This is a genomic window from Pectobacterium araliae (assembly GCF_037076465.1).
GTDB lineage: Bacteria > Pseudomonadota > Gammaproteobacteria > Enterobacterales > Enterobacteriaceae > Pectobacterium > Pectobacterium araliae.
Genome location: NZ_AP028908.1, coordinates 2,482,962 through 2,501,157, shown reverse-complemented (window position 1 = coordinate 2,501,157; position 18,196 = coordinate 2,482,962). Strand labels below are relative to the sequence as shown.

Genomic DNA, 18,196 nt, shown 5'->3' with positions numbered 1-18,196 from the left:
TCGTCCCGGCAGAGAAGAATTAGAGAAACGATTAAGGAAGAGCAACGTGAAATCACCTCTCAGTGCATTATCTACGCAGTTAAGTGAGCTAATGCTTCGCGATCGGCAACGTCTGCGCCGCCGTTTGCAGGGCGCGGCGAAGGTCAGCAGCCCGCAAGCTCAGGCGGCGATCGCTCAGGAAATTGAGGGGGAAATTGTTGCGGCGCGCCAGAAAGTCGAGAATCGGCGGGCAAGCTGTCCGGCGATTCACTATCCTGAACAGCTTCCTGTTAGCCAGAAAAAAGACGAGATACTGGAGGCGCTGCGTCATCATCAGGTGATTATCGTCGCAGGTGAAACGGGATCGGGTAAGACCACGCAACTGCCGAAAATCTGTCTCGAACTGGGGCGCGGCGTGCACGGCCTGATCGGTCACACGCAGCCGCGTCGTCTGGCAGCCAGAACCGTTGCTGACCGCATTGCTGCCGAGCTGGAAACGCCACTGGGTGGCAGCGTGGGTTATAAGGTCCGGTTTAACGATCAGGTCGGTGACAATACGCTGGTCAAACTGATGACCGACGGTATTCTGCTGGCAGAAATTCAGCAGGATCGCCTGTTGATGCAGTACGACACGCTGATTATCGATGAGGCGCACGAGCGCAGCCTGAATATCGATTTTATCATGGGTTATTTGCGACAGCTGTTGCCAAAACGCCCTGATTTAAAAGTAATTATTACGTCGGCAACCATCGATCCGCAGCGTTTCTCTCGCCACTTTAATAATGCACCGATCATCGAAGTGTCCGGCAGGACGTATCCGGTAGATGTCCGTTACCGTCCGGTGGTGGAAGACGCTGACGACAGCGAGCGCGATCAGCTACAGGCCATTTTTGATGCGGTCGATGAACTGACGCGCGAAGGGCCGGGTGATATTCTGGTCTTCATGAGCGGCGAACGTGAAATCCGCGATACCGCAGAGGCGCTGACCCGTCTGGATTTGCCGCATACCGAAATTTTGCCGTTGTATGCCCGTTTGTCGAATCAGGAACAGAACCGCGTCTTTCAGTCACACCATGGGCGCCGCATTGTGCTGGCGACCAACGTGGCGGAAACCTCACTCACCGTCCCAGGGATTCGTTACGTGATCGATCCAGGTACGGCGCGTATCAGCCGCTATAGCTTCCGCACCAAGGTACAGCGCTTGCCGATTGAACCTGTCTCTCAGGCGTCGGCGAATCAGCGTAAAGGACGCTGTGGCCGTGTCGCCGCTGGGGTGTGTATCCGCCTCTATTCCGAACAGGATTTCCTGTCTCGACCTGAATTTACCGATCCCGAAATTCTTCGCACCAATCTGGCTTCCGTTATTTTGCAAATGACGTCGTTGGGGCTAGGTGATATCGCCGCGTTCCCGTTTGTTGAAGCACCGGATAAGCGCAATATTCAGGACGGCGTGCGGTTGCTGGAAGAGTTAGGCGCAATTAATCTGGCGGAGAATGGACATTATCGCCTGACGCCGCAGGGGCAACAGCTGGCGCAATTGCCGATCGATCCACGTTTGGCGCGAATGGTGCTGGAAGCGCGTAAAACCGGCTGTGTGCGTGAGGTGATGGTGATCACTGCCGCGCTGTCGATTCAGGACCCGCGTGAAAGGCCGATGGATAAGAAGCAGGCGTCGGATGAAAAACATCGTCGCTTTGCCGATAAAGACTCTGATTTTCTGGCCTTCGTCAATCTGTGGGACTATCTGCGTGAACAGCAGAAGGCGCTGTCTTCCAGCCAATTCCGCCGTCAGTGTCGTACCGATTTTCTTAACTACCTGCGCGTGCGTGAATGGCAGGATATCTACACGCAGCTGCGTCAGGTAGTGAAAGAATTAGGGCTGCCGGTCAACAGTGAACCGGCCGATTATCTGAGCATTCACTGCTCGTTGCTCACTGGCTTGTTGTCGCATATCGGACAGAAAGATATTGAGAAACAAGAATTCAGCGGTGCGCGTAACGCCCGGTTTGCGATTTTCCCTGGCTCTGGGTTATTCAAAAAACCGCCAAAATGGACGATGGTGGCTGAACTGGTGGAAACCAGCCGCCTGTGGGGACGCATTGCCGCGCGTATTGAACCCGAATGGATCGAGCCGCTGGCTCAGCACCTGATTAAGCGGAGCTACAGCGATCCTCACTGGGAGAAAGCGCAGGGCACGGTGATGGCGCAGGAGAAGGTGACGCTCTTCGGGCTGCCGATTGTCGCGGCACGCAAGGTGAATTACAGCCAAATCGATCCGACGCTGGCACGAGAGATGTTCATCCGCCACGCGCTGGTGGAAGGCGATTGGCAAACGCATCACGCTTTTTTCCGCGCCAACCTCAAACTGTTAGCGGAGGTGGAAGATTTAGAACATAAATCACGCCGCCGCGACATTTTGGTGGATGACGAAACACTGTTCGCTTTCTATGACCAGCGCTTGCCGCACGATGTAGTGTCGTCACGTCATTTTGATACATGGTGGAAAACGGCCAGCCGGGATAACGCCGACCTGCTTAATTTTGAAAAGAGCATGTTGATCAAAGACGGCGCGGAGAAGGTGAGTGCGCTGGATTACCCGAATTTCTGGCATCAGGGCAGCCTGAAATTACGCTTGTCCTATCAGTTTGAACCGGGCGCGGATGCGGATGGCGTAACGGTGCACATTCCGCTGCCTATTCTCAATCAGGTACGTGAAGAGGGCTTTGAATGGCAGATTCCCGGCGTGCGACGCGAACTGACGATTGCGCTGATTAAATCGTTGCCCAAGCCGTTACGCCGTAACTTTGTCCCTGCGCCGAACTATGCCGAGGCGTTTCTGGCGCGTACCACGCCCTTAGAGAAAGGGTTATTGGATGCGCTGGAACGAGAACTGCGGTTGATGACGGGTGTGACGGTGCCGCGTGAGGCGTGGCAGTGGGATCAGGTGCCCGATCATCTGAAAATCACGTTCCGTGTCATCGATGACAAGAATCGTACGCAGCGCGAAGGTAAAGACCTCAACGCGCTGAAAGATCAGCTCAAGGATAAAGTCCAGCAAACGCTGTCATCCGTGGTGGATGATGGTTTGGAGCAGCACGGTCTGCACGTCTGGAGCTTCGGTGCGCTGCCGGATTGTTATGAGCAGAAACGAGGCGGCTACTCTGTCAAAGCTTATCCTGCATTAGTGGATGAAAAAGATAGCGTGGCGATTCGCTTATTTGATACGCCACACCAGCAGCAACAGGTTATGCGGCACGGGTTACGCCGTCTGTTACTGCTGAATATTCCATCGCCGATCAAATATTTGCATGAAAAATTACCAAACAAGGCAAAGCTCGGTCTCTATTTCAATCCGTACGGCAAAGTGCTGGATCTCATCGATGATTGTATCGCCTGTGCGGTAGACAAACTGATTGAGTCATCAGGCGGTCCGGTCTGGCAGGAAGACGCTTTCCAGCAGTTGCATGAAAAAGTACGCGCAGAGTTGAACGAAACGGTGGTAGAGATCGCCAAGCAGGTTGAGCAAATCTTAACGGCGGTCTTCGCCATCAACAAGCGTCTGAAAGGGCGTGTAGACATGGCGATGGCACTGGCATTAAGTGATATCAAGAACCAAATGAGCGGTTTAGTGTTCCGTGGTTTTGTGACCCAAAACGGTTGGCAACGTCTGCCGGATGTGTTGCGTTATCTGCATGCGATAGAGCGCCGTCTGGAGAAATTGGCGCAGGATGTCCACCGTGACAGAGCGCAAATGTTGAAAGTTGAACTGGTTCAACAGGCATGGCAGCAGTGGTCGAATAAATTGCCTGCGGAGCGACGCGACGATGATGATGTGAAAGCGGTGCGCTGGATGCTTGAGGAACTGCGCGTCAGTTACTTTGCTCAACAGCTAGGGACACCATTCCCGATCTCGGATAAGCGCGTATTACAGGCGATGGAGCAGGTGGAAGGGTAATGTCTCTGGTGTGCAGGTCGGCGGCATTGGCTGCCGACTGCAACATCTTGCTTTGGCGGCGATGTTATTAGTACGGATGATGCTATTCTGACGTGCGTGAGGCGTACTCATCCATCCAGGTAATGAAGGCTTCTGGTAGGATCGGTCGGGAAAAATAATAACCTTGTACTTCATCACAGCCAAAACGAGCCAGGTGTTCGAGCGTTTCCTTATTCTCCACGCCTTCAGCCAGCACGATATAATCCAGTTTGTGCAACATGCTGATAATAGATTGCACAATGACGCGGCTTTTACGGTCAGTTTTTATATCTTTAATCAGTGACTTATCTAACTTTATCACCGTCGAGGGGATATTGCGCAGGTAGCTTAAGTTGCTATACCCCGTGCCAAAATCATCGAGAGCGATCGTAAACCCCATCTGTTTCAGCGTTTGGATGGTGGCGAGTGTTTCCGCACTTTCAATGATTTTCTGCGTTTCGACACACTCGATGTCAATATCCTGAGGAGTGAGTCCGTGGCTGTCCAGAATGGCGACAAGACGTGGGATGAAGTCATTCTCAGAAAAATTTCTGGCAGAGACATTTATTGATACCGGGAAGTTTACTCCCTCTTGACGCCACTGTTTCACCTGGCTTGCTGCCTGTCGGGTAACCCAGTCAGTTAATGGGCGCATCAATGTCGTTCCTTCCGCGAGCGGAATAAACTGGTCGGGGTAAATTTCGCCCAGTTCGGGATGACGCCAGCGAATCAGCGCTTCGGCACCAATAACGGTATTGGTTTTAATACTCAACTTCGGCTGGTACACCAAATAAAGACCCGGCTTATTATTCTGTACCACGTCGGCTAACTCATTGAGCAGGGTAAACGCGATTTGTTGGGCTTTATCGGCCTCGGGTTCATAAGCGAACTGGCGAATGTTTTTGGTTATGGCGACGCGTAGGGCACTCATGGATTCACGCAAAATACGTTGCGGTTCGCTGGTCGGAACCTGGAATTCAGTGTACCCGACGAAAAATTCCAGTTTAAGCGGGATATGGCTGGCGATGCTTTCATGAATCCGCTCTGCGCAGGCATCGAGCTCTGCCAGAATCTGTGCTTTTTTATCTGCCTTCACTAGCAGAGCGAATCGGCCCACGGCTGCACAGTAAAGGCTATCTGATGAACTTAAACTGAGACGCAGGAAGGTGCCGATATCTTTTAGTAGGCCTTCTACGGTCGGCATACCTAGCGCACATCCCATTTCATAGGCGTAAGAAATATCGATAGTATCAATCAGGATAAGCAGGTAGCGTTCGTGAATGTCGGTAATGTGGCTAATGTCGTCAATCAGACGCTGGCGGTTGGGTAATAGGGTGACGCCATCAATCAGCCCAATCGCGTTACGGTATTCGATTAAAACCAAGGCAATCGCGGCTAAGTCATGCAGTAAACGCAGTTGAATCTTACTGAACGTGCGCGGAACATAATCAATGACGCAGAACGTACCGATGGAATAGCCTTCTTTAGTCTTAAGTGGAACGCCAGCATAGAAACGGATAAAAGGCTTTCCGGTTACATAGGGACTATCGTTAAAGCGGTTGTCTTGAGTGGCATCGGGGCAGACGAAATGTTGTCCTGTTTGTACGATGAAATGATCAAAAGAACCGATTTTATCCATATCATCCAGAGGAAAATGGTTTTTTGCTTTAATATGTAGAGAATGAGTGCCAGTGAGCGTCACAAGCGCTGTCGGGGTTTCGAGCAGTTCGCAGGCGAGTTTCGTGAGTTTATGAAGAATATCATCTTGAGATATATCGGATTTCTGTAATTCGTCGAGAGTCTGCATGCGTTTTTTTTCATCGTGGTTCAAATGTTTTAACATGTAAACTCTTCCTTTCCGCAATAATAATCGCGACGACATCAATTTAATTTAACGGCGACACAATAACATAGAGGTTAAAAGTTGAGGTAACTTATTATACCACTTTTATCTTTCAGTTAAGATCCTAAGGATTATTTGACTTAATCGCTGTTTTCGACGCCTAGTGCACAGTATAAATTTTTGATTTTTTTCAATGGATTGAACGGGGAATGAGCGTGTTAACTGAGGACGTGCTCTGCGAATAAATAATAATCTAATTATAAAAAAGACATTTTCCATGGGGTAAAAATAGAATGTTGATAATTGTCATGCCTGCTGTGGATCACAACAATATGGATGATATTCCCGTCATACTTTCAAACCCCATGTGCGTTAGCTTCTCTTATTTACTCTGATAAGAATAGAACAGATATTTTTTATACCATAAAGCAGGCGGGGAAATGACGGTGTCAGACGGTATCCTGAATCGTGTTTCCCCTGACGGAGGCCTTTACGCCATGGACGTTAGCGCTGTTTTGCCAGCGTTTCTAACTGTTGGCGAATGGCAGTAACGGAAACCGCACGATTATCGGCCCGATCGCGTTCACTGGCGTCGGGGGCTGAGCTTTGGATTCCCATCAACACCCAACCTGTCGCTGAGTTTAACATGAGCGGGGAACCGCTATCGCCAGGCAGCGTATCGCACTGATGTGCCAGAACGGCAGCTTGAACCCAACCGGTGATTAAGCAATCCTGATGACGATAAAGTGTGTCCTGGTGATCCTCTGGGTAACCCGCTTGTGTGACGTGCTGACCGCTGTCTCGCAATGCCTGCATTAATGCCTGACGGCTACCTTGCCATAGGGGAAGCGGGCGAATTCCTGGCGGTGTTTGCTTTAGCCGAATCAGGGCGTAATCCAGCGGTGCGGCTGACGGCGGAACGATCCATCCCTCGCCGTCAGCTTTCAATTTTTTGGCGAGCGTTTTATTCGCCAGCGCTTCAATTTCCGTTGTTTCATAACGCCATCCATTTTTTGTCGCGAGAAAGCGCAGCGCGATGGGTTTATCTATTTCGCCGGCCGGAGGCGTAACCACGCAATGCCCCGCTGTCAGCGCCAAATGGGGGGAAATAAGCGTAGCGGTACAGAGATTGCCACTGGCGGTTTCCAATTGCCCAATGGCTTGCCATGGCCAGACTGTCGTGTCGGGAACGATATCCCGATCGTCGTGGTTAAAAAATAAAATTTTTTGCTGTGTTGCGGCGTCTGTTGATACTGATTCAGCCCAACTTAATGGGGCAATGAAGGATAATGAACATAGCAACCAGGCTGATAGGCGCATGTCGTCAATGGACCTTATGATGAACGTCATTCTGAGGCGCTAAATATAGCGTGTTGCCTTAACTATAGATGTAATTGTTGGTGTGGCGCGGGAAATTAAAATGTTATCGAGTGTAAAAGGTGTCTATTTTATGGATGATTAGCCCTGTTCGCTATGTGATGAGTGCGGCGCCGCGATCTTGCGTGGCATCGCGCCCTTGAACCAGCATAAACGAAGCATTGTGGTGAGCGCTTTCGTTTCATCGGTTTTATTCGTAACTCACCGTCACGATACGTACCTGTGAACTCAGGTTCTTTGAACTCACAGAACCGATGCCTTGTGGCAACGTATGCAAACCGTTTTTAACTTGCAGCGTTTGCACTTCCCCTTGTCGTGCGCAACTGACGGTCACATTGCTTGACAGTGCGGTAACATCGCAGACGGGTTCGACGATGGCACCCACAAAGCGAATGATACCTGTCGATGAAGATGATGAGGCGAAGGTATATGGTGTGGCAGCCATCATGCAGAGCAATAGGGCTGATGGTTGCAGGATTTTTATCATTATGATTATCTCGGTGTTGCCTGGTGTGTAATGATATAAACGGCATCGCGTGATAAAACTTTACTGTGCCTAAACCTTGGTTTAGCAATCCGAGAGATTATTAAATAGTTATTTTTAAATCAGATTATTACGCCTATCTTCGGGTGGCCGTGTTTGGCGGATAGGTTGAGGTGTTTACTCATCGCGAGAATGCGTAGGTAGCGGTGTGGCTGAGAAATGTTGATAACTAGAGAAAAAAACTCAGAGTGATCATTCCACAGAGTAGAACGAGGGATAGCATAATTTCGAATGAGTAGCGTCGCATCATGTTCCCTTTCCCCCATGAAATAAACACCCGGGGAACCGGGTGTTTGATGATGACTCTACAGCGGCTTTTCGTGGCGAGAGTTAAACCGGACTGGTCAATTACGCCGCTGGCGTGGTATCAGCGGGTTTTACCGTTTTCGCTTTCTTCACGTGTTTCTTAGCCGCTTGTGCTTTCTGTGCAGGAGCGGATTTTGCTTTCTTCACATGTTTCTTAGCCGCTTGTGCTTTCTGTGCAGGAGCGGGTTTCGCTTTTTTCACATGTTTCTTGGCCGCCTGCGCTTTCTGTGCAGGAGCGGATTTTGCTTTCTTCACCTGTTTCTTGGCTGCTTGCGCTTTCTGTTCAGCTGCTGGCTTCGCTTTCTTCACCTGCTTTTTATGGTGCACTGCTTTAGCTGGAGCTGAGGTGGTGGCCGCCACAGAAGGTTGAGTTGGTGCGCTGGTGACGGTATCCGCAGCAAATGCGACAGAGGACAGACCCAGAGCTGCACCTGCGATCATCACTAATACTTTATTCATCATCATTTCCTCGTTATCTCATTCACGTTTCGTAGCCCTCGGTTGGGCCGGTGAAAAGAGAATAGAAGAAACAGCGGGGGGCTTCAGTGAGTGATTGGTTTCGGCGTGTAACTTAATGTACAAGCCGGGGGAAAGCGAAGAACCAATTGAAAGACAGCGGAAGCACCGCGGTTTTGGTGTTAAGGCTGAATGGCGATGGCGGCCTGTGTTGTCGCGGTTTTTACCGGCCAGCAAAAACGGAAACGGGCACCGCCGAGCGCGCTTTCATCCACGGTAATGCTGCCTTCGTAAGCCCGCGCGATGGCATGAACAATCGCTAATCCGAGCCCACATCCACCGCTGCTGTTCTCGATCCCCGCTTCCAGACGAATAAACGGCTCAAAAATGCTTTCGCGGCTTTCTGGTGCAATACCCGGTCCGTCATCTTCGACTTGCAGACAGGCGATATGTGCGGCATCGGACGTCAGGCTGATACGCAGTTGGCGGTGGCAGAAGCGTAACCCATTGCCGATCAGGTTATTCAGGACTCGTTCCATCAGGCGTAAATCAAGCGCACCAATTTGTGCCGAAAGGGGCATTTCCAGTGAAATCTGTTTGTCAGGATGAATAAGACGAAAATCGTCAACTTTTGCCTGTAACCATGAAGGAATATCAATATCAGCAAGATGCAGCGTGACCTGTGGGCGATCGAGCCTGGCATACGTCAGCAGTTCGTCAATCAGCGCTTCAAGTTGACCAATGTCTCGATTTAATGCCTGCTGCTCGTCTTCCGTCAGGTTGTCGCTCATCGCCAGACGATAGCGCAGCCTGACCAGCGGTGTACGCAGTTCATGCGCGATATTGTCAATCAATTGCTTTTTACTGTTGATGAGTTGGTTCAGGTTATCAGCCATCCGGTTGAAGGCGACGCCGAGCCGAAACAGGCTTGACGTGCTATCAAAGTGAATACGTTCCTCCAGATGACCATTCCCTAAACGCTGCGCGGCATTTTCCAGTTTTAGCATGGCTTGCCAATGTGGCCGCATCCACAAGAAAACCGGCAACGCTAGCGACAGCCCGATCAGCATCACCAGCAGCAAATCCAGCAGCCGCATTTCGTGCAGGAAGAACAAATAAGGAATAGGGCCGACGGCGAGAACGTAGTGGCTCCGGGGGATACGTTGGATGAATGTGTACTCGTCATCCAGCGCGATAATCTCCCCCTGATTCAGACGCTGCCGATTCTTGGCGCTGAGCGTATATTTGCTCACGGGTTCGATATGCAACTTGAACGAGAGGTTTAAGTCGAGCTGGCTGATGGTTTTATGCCACTCGCGGGGAGGGATCGCGCGTAGCTCATTGCGAATGAGGTACAGCGAACTTTTCATTAGGTCGTCCATGGACTGACGCCCGGCACGTTCAGCGGTGACTTTATAGACCAGCCCGACCAGTAGTGTCATGACGACAAAGCAGGCGAACAGCAAGAGAAAAAACTGGACGAACAGTTTTCTCATAGCGTCACGCTCTCCCAGGTATTGGGGGCAAACAGATAGCCTTTGTTACGCACGGTTTTGATACGAAATGGCTCCAGCGGGTTGTCGTATAGTTTTTTACGCAGGCGGGAAATTGCCACATCAATACTGCGATCCATGCCGTCGTAGGTCACGCCGCGCAGATTTTTCAGCAATGCATCCCGATCCATAATGTGGCCAGCATGGGTCGCCAACTGCCAGAGGAGATCGAAATCTGCGGTGGATAACACGATGTGCTCTTGTCCTAATGTCACTTCCCGGTTGACCGGGTCGATACAGAGCAGGCCGAAGTGCAGTGATTTATGCACCTGCAACGCTGCGGGCGCGGTATTTTCTGCCACAGGCTGTGGCGCGGTGGCATATTGCCGCAAATGCAGGCGCAGGCGGGCGAGCAAGACGGCGGGTGGCGTGGTTTTCAGAATGTAATCATCGGCACCCATTTCCAGTGCCAGAATATGATTCATATCGCTGTCCAGCGATGTCAGCAGCACAATCGGGCCACTGTACTGTGGTCGCAACTCCCGACAGATGGTCATCCCGTCTTTGCCGGGTAGCATAATGTCCAGCAGCACAAGGTCGGGCTGCTGCTGTTCAATGAAGGCTTGAGCCTGATCGCCGCGAGCTTCAACCTGAACATCAATGTCATGCTTGCCGAGGTAGGCCGCGATCAATTTTCCCACCTCGGTATCATCTTCTATAAAAACAATCTTATGCATGGTATCTACGTTATCCCTATCTCTCTGTTGATAGCATAGCCTGATGGGAGAAGATAAACGAGAAGCGAAGCGTAAATGGGTGTTAACTATTTGTTTATTTTACAAAATTAGATAAGCTGCGGTGCGTGTTTTTTTAGGCGATTCTTGCTGTTTATCGAGAACGATCACGCCATAATTATCGATTATTCCACTGGGAACGTCGCGGGGCTTTAACGTAAGGCCCGCCCGCCATCAACACCCAGCGTCTTCCCAGTGACATAGCGGCTCTTGAACAAATAGTCCACTAGTTGGACTATTTCCTCTTCGCCGGGCGCAATTTTCATCAAGGATTTTTCCAGCGCCTGCTGGCGATAGTCGTTGTCATCCTGTTCCTGAAACAGGATTAAACTGGGGGCGATGGCGTTTACTTTCACGTCCGGTGCCAGCTTGCGGGAAAATGATCGCGTCATGTTATCCAACGCGGCTTTGCTGGCAGCATAAGCGATATGTTTCTCGCTGCCTTTTTCTACCACGTAATCTGTCAGGTGAATAATATCCGCTCCCGCAATACCTTGCCCGCGCAGGCAAGGTTCCAGCAGTTGGTTGAGTAAATAGGGGGCATAAACATGAATTTGCAGCATATCGCTCAGTGTCTGCTCTAATGGCGTGCCGGGCTTTTCTGGTGCCCAACTGCTGGCGTTGTGAATAATGGCGCGTAGCTGCGGCGTAAGCGATTGAACGTGCTCCGCAAACGCATAGATATTTTCCGTGGTGGAAAAATCAGCGGCCAGGCAAATTGCGCCGTCTTGCCGTAGCGTCTCTAGTTCGGGGTAAGGTGTGCGGTAGCTGATGATGACCGGGGTCGACTGTGCCAGAAACGAACGCGCCAGCGCCAGCCCAATACGCCGCGCGCCGCCGGTAATTAACACGGGAGCAGAAGAAAACGTTGTCACGATGAGGTCTCCTCAACACGCTAGTTAAAGGGGGGCGAACCGTGACAATATACCTGAATTAACGACCTTGCCGAGTATGGTTTTATACCCGGCAAGGGTGAGCGTAGCAAATCATTGGCGAAAAAGAGAAGGGGACGATGGAAACATCCCCTGAACCCACATATCCCGTGGCCTCTCTGCTACGCAGAAGGGGGCGTCGTCGCCTCAATGGCCTGCGCCAATGAACCGTAGAAGCTCAGTCGTCCCTCAATCGGGTGGACTTTTGCCCGCGCCAGCGTTTTTAGCGGCTGGAAGGGAATGTCGGTGACGATAAGTTGCTTGCCTTCGGGCAGCATTTCGCTAAAGCGCAGGAACGCATTGAGCCCGCCAGCATCCAGCACTGGCACTGCATCCCACTGCAAAATGATATTTTGATAGCCTTCGCTGCGCAAGGTTAACTCGTTGAAGATACGTTCTGCTGCGGCGAAAAACAACGGACCGTTAACGCGCAACACCAGATGATCGGGTATTTTTGTGTCCGGCAATTCGCTCAGTCGGGTCATTTGTGCGATGCGTCGCATGAAGAGCAACGATGCCAGCACAATGCCGACGGTAATCGCGATCACCATATCGAATAACACAGTCAACGACATACAGAGCAGCATCACGATAATGTCGTCTTTTGGCCCGTGACGTAGCAAATCCACCACCTTGTGCGCTTCGCTCATATTCCAGGCGACGATCAGCAATAGTGATGCCATCGCGGCTAACGGCAGATAAGACAACCACGGCGCGAGTATCAATAATGCCAACAACACTAACAGCGCGTGGATCACGGCGGAAATTGGCGAGTTTGCCCCCGCACGCACGTTGGCAGCAGAGCGTGCAATCGCGGCGGTCGCCGTGATCCCGCCAAAGAATGGCGCAATGATATTACCGAAACCCTGTCCCACCAGCTCTGCATTAGAATTGTGTTTTTTGCCCGTCATCCCGTCCAACACGACGGCGCACAGCAGTGACTCAATTGCCCCCAGCATCGCCATCGAGAATGCGGCAGGCAGCAGAGCGGAAATGCTCTGCCAATCCAGCGTCATCGTCTTTCCATCCGGCGACGGGATGTCCCACGGTAAAATGAGTTGCGGCAGAATGGGCGGAATACCTTGCCCTTGCGAACCATCCGCCAGCATGTAGCTAAAGCGGGAACCAATGGTGGCCACATTTTCACCCAGTAGCGACATGATTCCCATCACCGCGACGCCTGCCAGCAGTGCAGGCAAGTGACCGGGTAAGCGGATACCGAGTCTGGGCCACACAATAAGAACCAACAGCGTTGTTGCGCCGATCAACGTATCGGCAAGATGGAAGGTTGGCAGTGATTGCGCGAGTGCCGATACTTTTTCGACGTAATGCTCGGGGACTACGGCCATCTGCAAGCCGAAGAAATCCTTGATTTGCATCGTACCGATGGTGATGGCGATCCCTGAGGTAAACCCCAGCGTTACGGAGAGCGGAATATATTCAATCAGTCGGCCGAAGCGGCAGAGCCCCATCAGCAGTAGAAATACGCCGGAAAGCAAGGTGGCGACCAGTAGGCCGGATAATCCAAACTGCTGTGACACCGGATAGAGAATGACGACAAAAGCGGCTGTCGGGCCCGATACGCTGTAGCGTGAACCGCCGCTGACCGCAATGACGATCCCGGCAATCGCCGAGGTATATAACCCGTACTGCGGGGGAACGCCGCTGGCAATCGCCAGCGCCATCGCCAACGGAATGGCGATGATGCCGACGGTAACGCCAGCGATAATGTCGTGGATAAAACGTTGTAGCGTATATTTTTCGCGCCAGCACGCGTCAATCAGCGCGCTGAACGGCCTGACGCCGTTAATTCCGTGCGTTTTCATCTAAGCAGAAACCAAAGTAAGGAAGTAAATCAACATGGCGGGCCTGCCGGTCCGTCGACGACAGCCTTACGATACGCTGGAGACGCTCAGAAGATCCAGAGATACATCAAGATAAGTGCAGTTTGGTGAGGCTGACGCGGCGAAAACCGCGTCAACTGAGAGGTTATAGCGTGATGGTGATCAGATAGGCGGCAAAGAGTGCTAAATGCGCACTGCCGCTCAATACGTTCGTTCTCCCTGTGGAGAACGTAATGTGGCACAGCACCAACACAGACAGCATCACGACGATATGCGGTATATCCAGGCCGAAGTTCAGCGTGCGACCCGTTATCATCGCGATGATCGTGACGGTAGGCACTGTCAGTGAGATCGTCGCCAATACGGAACCAAAGAACAGGTTCATGGCGCGCTGTACCTGATTTTTCAGGACAGCACGGATAGCTCCCAGCCCTTCAGGTGAGAGAATTAATAGTGCGACCAGAAAACCCGTAAACTGTGTCGGTGCGTTCATGTCGGTCAGCAGCGTTTCCAGCGGCATTGAATTAGTCTTGGTCACGGCAATAACGGCAATCAGATGGACCAGAAGCCAGCCGGTGTGCCACAGCGAACTGTGTGCGGACGGTTTACCGTGATGTGGATCGTCGCCTTCGTCTTCATGTTCATAGACAAACAGACTTTGGTGCGTACGCGTTTGAATCAACAGAAAAACGCCGTACATCGCCGCAGAAATGGCAGCAATAATCAGCGATTGCGCTACGCTGAAGTTACCGTTGGGTAAGGCGCTGGGGAAAACCAGCACAATCACCGCCAAGGGGAATATCGCCATTAGATACTGTTTGATGCCACTGAGGTTGACATACTGTGTGGCGAATTTACGGCCACCGAGCAAGAGGGCAAAGCCCACCAGGCCGCCAGTGACGATCACGATGATGGAATAGAGTGTATCTCGCATCAGGTCCGGACCCGCGTCGCCCGTGGCCATCAGCGCCGAAATTAGGCTGACTTCAAGAATCACGACGGACAGGCTGAGAATCAATGAACCGTAAGGTTCACCCAAGCGATGTGCGAGCACGTCAGCATGGCGTACTACGCTAAATGCACTGAAAAGAATACCGGCTAACGCGACGGCATTGATACCAAGAATAGTGACAAAATTTTGTGAACTGCCCCACATGTAGAGTACGGCCAACGCAATAACAGGAAAAATGAGTGAGTATTCATGATGGCGAGTTTTGGCCACCTCAGCATGAGACTTCATTGTGGGTGTTCTCCTTATCCAGAGGAATGATGCGGCAAAATATCCCTGTCATACTTCAAGCTAGGCACGGATAACTCGCATGACTCGGGGCATAAAGCAATTTATTAAGCGCATAAGCCAGTTATTCATGGCCGTAACACAATAATAAATCGCAAAAGGTGACTAAAAAGTAGTTATAACGTAATAAAACGAACAATATGATAACAGATTGTTGTATTGGTACGGGGGAGTTTACGGATTTTTACGCTTTGAGCGTAAATTTAAATGAAAAGGGAGAATCTGCCTATCTTCTCCCTATGATTATAATATCAAATGTATTTTTTACGGTTATTCGTCAGGGTTATCCATGATATCGTGACGTTTATGATGATAATCCTCTTCATTTAACCCTTCTCGCCAATAAGGTACTGCATACATCTGATTTCTTTCCCCCCCGCGTTCGCGACGCACATAGCGACGAAGCTGAACCACGATACGATCCTCACCGGCTAACCAGTAAAATGCATTATCAGCTACTGGGAGTGCCTGAAAATGCTGCAACAGCGCGTCGGTCATTGCTGTCCCACCGATGACCCAATGCAGTTGAAGCTGTGATGGTTTCGCTATATCGAGTTTATCTGCTTCGCTGTCGACACGGATCACGGCATGTCCCTGAGCGTCATCGGGCAGGTTCTCCAACAGCGCCATGAGCGCGGGGAGTGAGGATGGGTCAGCTGCCAGATAATATGCAGAGGCGGGAGGCAGCATCGGGAGTGGGCTGCCGGGTTGCGAAATACCTACCCAGTTGCCGGGCTTGGCCTGACGAGCAAAGTTGACGGCAGGGCCAACGTGTTCATGCAGGGCGAAAACGATATCCAGCTCTGCATCCTCTGGGCGCAACGCCCGGACGCTATAGGTTCGAACGATGGGGCGGGCTTCGCCTTCTGGCCAGAGCGGGCCGCGTTCACCGATGACAGGCAAAGCCGGTTTTTGCTGCCCATCCTGAGGCAGAAACAGTTTGATATGCGCGCCATATCGCTCGGTTGGATAATCGCGCAACGCGTCATGATGGAATGTAATACAGCGTAAATGAGGGGAAATATCGTGAATTTGTTTCACCTGAACTAAAACAGGCTGACGCGGCGTTGCCATTCAGTGTCTCCGTGGTAGTCAATTCCAGTGTAGGGATAATAGTAACACGAGATGATAATTATTATCATTTCGTCCCTTCGTTGTTGTTTTTATCGAAATAAATACGTTGTTGGGGCTTTTACATTACGCAAAAAGCATAAAGTAGACCGCTTTTGTCACAAAAATGGCGTTTATATCAGCAAGACGTCAAGTCTGACGTCGTATTACCGATTAAGTTGGTATATATAAAAGCTGCATGATGTGTGAATGAAACATTATCACGAACTTTTTCCGGTTTTGTGACCCGCATCAAGCTTGATCGCAAAGCCATAAATGAATAACCTCAGGTTCTATAGTGTTGTAAAATTAAACAGATAAAGCAGTTAGGTTTTTAAACGCAGGGCGAGAGCCGATCTGACGAGCAGAAAAAGAGTAGGGCTGGGGGTGGTAAGTAGTGTTAACACGCGATTTTTTGCAAAAAGCAGATTGTAGAACGTCTTTTGGATGTATTGAAGAAACCTTACTGCTCACGCCGCAACAGCGGGCTGATTCGCTGGATAGGACGCTGGCGCTACGACCAAATAGCTGTCCTGTCTGGGTCTTTGGCTACGGTTCACTGATGTGGAACCCGATTTTTGACGCTGAAGAAATCTGTCTGGCAACGTTGGCGGGGTGGCAGCGTGCTTTTTGCCTGCGCCTCACTATTGGTCGTGGCACGTCAACACAGCCAGGGCGGATGCTGGCGTTGCAACCCGGCGGCCAAACGACGGGGTTGGCTTTCCGCCTGACGGAAACATCATTACGTGAAGATTTGGAACTGCTCTGGAAGCGAGAAATGCTGACGGGCTGCTATCGTCCGCTCTGGTGCGAATTACAGCGCAAAAACGGCGCACCGCTGACGGCGCTGGTGTTTGTTTCCGAACCGGAGCATCCTCTGAACGAAAATGATACCTGCATTCAGAGCGTCGCACCGCTGATTGCGTGCGCTAGCGGTCCACTCGGCACCAATGCGCAATATCTCTTTGCGCTTGAGCAAGAACTGAAGAATCATGGAACAGAAGATGAACGCGTGAGCGAATTGGCGCAGCGGGTGCGTATTCTACAACAATCGAGTGCTGAGTCAGCGGGGAATGGTCAGTAGCGGTAAATAAGTGGAGAGATTCACGGTGAACGACGATATCACCATTCACCGTGAAATGATGTGGAAGTGACCGTATTACCAGCCGACGCCAACACCCATGGTGTACAGCGTGTCGTCAACATTTCCCTGATTACTTTCGATACGGGTACGTGACACTTTCATGGTCATAGAAGACCAGTCGGTCAGCTTGAAGCGCAGGCCCGCATCCGCTTTCAGATAGATGGGTGCCGTGCCATCAAATGAACGTCCCAATTCACCGTTGGTGAAGGCTTCAACGGTTTTGCTGAACACATAGCGGTTGTATGCCCACTTTATCGCGCCAGAGTAGAAATTATCATCGCCCTGATCGCGGTACACAAAGGTTTGGGAGTTGACCAGCGACGTCAGTGAGAACGCGCCTAAGTCGTTATCCCAGAACTGATAACCAGGACCGAGACCGAAAGAGCGGTTGATTTTAATGCTTTCAATCCAGTCACGTTTGTACTGGTAACGACCCTGCCAGAACCAATTTTCATCCACGAATTTATCCAGCGCATATTCGCCAGCCGCATTCTTGGTGCTCTCGACTTTATCCTCTTTTGCCAAATGGTAGCTGGCATCAAGGTTGTGTCGCCACGTATCGTGACGCGCTTTCGTGTTCAGCGCCACATCGTAATTATCGGTTTCTGTCGAACTTTTCTTGTGTGACATGCCAGCATCGATGTTGCCTTTCCAGGCGAAATCGGTCACCAGTGGCTTCTGCGCCACGATGGACGTGATCTCGGAAAGTGGCAAGGTTTGCGGACCTGTTGCTTCGTTAGCCAGCGACGGGCTCGCGACGATGGCGCGGTTTTCTCCGGCTTTCACCGCTGGGTACAGTACGCCTTTCTCGTAGCGTTCACCCTGAATCACTAGGCCGTGATCGCTTTCAAAGGTTTTCACCTGATCCCAGGCTACAGAGATGGAGCCAGCATAGTCGGTGTTGACAAAGAGTTTGCCGCCGTCAAGCAGCGTGATTTTCCCGGTGACTTTGTCGCCATTGTTCAGCCAAATGGTGTCAGCGCGGCTTTGCGTAATGCCTGCGGAGAGGGCGATGACCAAGCTGAGGGAAGAGATTGCGTGTTTGGATAGTGTCATTATTGCCAAATAAACCGTGGTGACATGTAGTGAGACGCCCGTCAGAGA

General features: G+C 51.2%; 13 protein-coding genes. 2 read left to right on the top strand and 11 right to left on the bottom strand.

Features of this window, described 5'->3' with window-relative positions; genetic code table 11:
• Positions 1–46: 46 nt before the first annotated feature.
• Complete coding sequence (hrpA, locus tag AACH44_RS11260; protein WP_261848655.1) at positions 47–3,934, top strand: ATP-dependent RNA helicase HrpA; 3,888 nt, start codon at positions 47–49, stop codon at positions 3,932–3,934.
• 82 nt (positions 3,935–4,016) lie between these two features.
• Here hrpA and AACH44_RS11255 read toward each other — a convergent pair whose 3' ends face one another.
• The 10 genes from AACH44_RS11255 to AACH44_RS11210 all read right to left on the bottom strand — a co-directional run bounded on the left by AACH44_RS11255 (position 4,017) and on the right by AACH44_RS11210 (position 15,912).
• A complete protein-coding gene (locus AACH44_RS11255; RefSeq protein WP_261848654.1) occupies positions 4,017–5,795 on the bottom strand; it encodes a sensor domain-containing phosphodiesterase in 1,779 nt (592 codons plus the stop codon).
• 504 nt (positions 5,796–6,299) lie between these two features.
• Positions 6,300–7,115: a trypsin-like serine peptidase gene (locus tag AACH44_RS11250; protein ID WP_261848653.1), complete on the bottom strand. Its 816-nt coding sequence runs from the start codon at positions 7,113–7,115 to the stop codon at positions 6,300–6,302.
• Positions 7,116–7,362: 247 nt separating this feature from the next.
• Complete coding sequence (locus tag AACH44_RS11245; protein WP_261848652.1) at positions 7,363–7,659, bottom strand: type 1 fimbrial protein; 297 nt, start codon at positions 7,657–7,659, stop codon at positions 7,363–7,365.
• Positions 7,660–8,064: 405 nt separating this feature from the next.
• Positions 8,065–8,481 carry an acid resistance repetitive basic protein Asr gene (gene asr, locus AACH44_RS11240; protein ID WP_261848651.1) on the bottom strand — a complete coding sequence of 139 codons (417 nt, stop codon included), beginning with the start codon at positions 8,479–8,481 and terminating at the stop codon, positions 8,065–8,067.
• A 179-nt stretch (positions 8,482–8,660) separates the two neighbouring features.
• Positions 8,661–9,974, bottom strand: coding sequence for a two-component system sensor histidine kinase RstB (rstB, locus tag AACH44_RS11235; protein ID WP_261848650.1), 1,314 nt, complete (start codon positions 9,972–9,974; stop codon positions 8,661–8,663).
• The gene (gene rstA, locus AACH44_RS11230; protein WP_261848649.1) at positions 9,971–10,708 is read right to left on the bottom strand and encodes a two-component system response regulator RstA; all 738 of its coding nucleotides are present in this window, start codon (positions 10,706–10,708) and stop codon (positions 9,971–9,973) included. Before rstA ends, rstB begins: the two co-directional genes overlap by 4 nt.
• Before the next feature lie 209 nt (positions 10,709–10,917).
• The gene (gene folM / locus AACH44_RS11225; protein ID WP_261848648.1) at positions 10,918–11,640 is read right to left on the bottom strand and encodes a dihydromonapterin reductase; all 723 of its coding nucleotides are present in this window, start codon (positions 11,638–11,640) and stop codon (positions 10,918–10,920) included.
• A gap of 179 nt (positions 11,641–11,819) precedes the next feature.
• On the bottom strand, positions 11,820–13,523 hold the full coding sequence (gene dauA / locus AACH44_RS11220) for a C4-dicarboxylic acid transporter DauA (protein WP_261848647.1): 1,704 nt from the start codon (positions 13,521–13,523) through the stop codon (positions 11,820–11,822).
• Between the two features lie 163 nt (positions 13,524–13,686).
• On the bottom strand, positions 13,687–14,781 hold the full coding sequence (chaA, locus tag AACH44_RS11215) for a sodium-potassium/proton antiporter ChaA (RefSeq protein WP_261848646.1): 1,095 nt from the start codon (positions 14,779–14,781) through the stop codon (positions 13,687–13,689).
• A gap of 327 nt (positions 14,782–15,108) precedes the next feature.
• Positions 15,109–15,912, bottom strand: coding sequence for a siderophore-interacting protein (locus AACH44_RS11210; RefSeq protein WP_261848645.1), 804 nt, complete (start codon positions 15,910–15,912; stop codon positions 15,109–15,111).
• A gap of 433 nt (positions 15,913–16,345) precedes the next feature.
• Here AACH44_RS11210 and AACH44_RS11205 point away from each other — a divergent pair, with 433 nt between their 5' ends.
• Positions 16,346–17,032 carry a gamma-glutamylcyclotransferase gene (locus tag AACH44_RS11205; RefSeq protein ID WP_261848644.1) on the top strand — a complete coding sequence of 229 codons (687 nt, stop codon included), beginning with the start codon at positions 16,346–16,348 and terminating at the stop codon, positions 17,030–17,032.
• A 75-nt stretch (positions 17,033–17,107) separates the two neighbouring features.
• Here the strand turns inward: AACH44_RS11205 and AACH44_RS11200 are convergent, their stop codons facing one another.
• Positions 17,108–18,148 (bottom strand): DUF481 domain-containing protein, encoded by a 1,041-nt coding sequence (locus AACH44_RS11200; protein WP_261848643.1) that lies wholly within the window; start codon positions 18,146–18,148, stop codon positions 17,108–17,110.
• Positions 18,149–18,196 lie beyond the last annotated feature (48 nt).

Excerpts from the sequence above, each read along its gene's own strand:
- AACH44_RS11255 (WP_261848654.1), bottom strand. The coding sequence starts at position 5,795 with ATGTTAAAACATTTGAACCACGATGAAAAAAAACGCATGCAGACTCTC.
- AACH44_RS11250 (WP_261848653.1), bottom strand. The coding sequence starts at position 7,115 with ATGCGCCTATCAGCCTGGTTGCTATGTTCATTATCCTTCATTGCCCCA.
- AACH44_RS11245 (WP_261848652.1), bottom strand. The coding sequence starts at position 7,659 with ATGATAAAAATCCTGCAACCATCAGCCCTATTGCTCTGCATGATGGCT.
- asr (WP_261848651.1), bottom strand. The coding sequence starts at position 8,481 with ATGAATAAAGTATTAGTGATGATCGCAGGTGCAGCTCTGGGTCTGTCC.
- rstB (WP_261848650.1), bottom strand. The coding sequence starts at position 9,974 with ATGAGAAAACTGTTCGTCCAGTTTTTTCTCTTGCTGTTCGCCTGCTTT.
- rstA (WP_261848649.1), bottom strand. The coding sequence starts at position 10,708 with ATGCATAAGATTGTTTTTATAGAAGATGATACCGAGGTGGGAAAATTG.
- dauA (WP_261848647.1), bottom strand. The coding sequence starts at position 13,523 with ATGAAAACGCACGGAATTAACGGCGTCAGGCCGTTCAGCGCGCTGATT.
- chaA (WP_261848646.1), bottom strand. The coding sequence starts at position 14,781 with ATGAAGTCTCATGCTGAGGTGGCCAAAACTCGCCATCATGAATACTCA.
- AACH44_RS11210 (WP_261848645.1), bottom strand. The coding sequence starts at position 15,912 with ATGGCAACGCCGCGTCAGCCTGTTTTAGTTCAGGTGAAACAAATTCAC.
- AACH44_RS11200 (WP_261848643.1), bottom strand. The coding sequence starts at position 18,148 with ATGACACTATCCAAACACGCAATCTCTTCCCTCAGCTTGGTCATCGCC.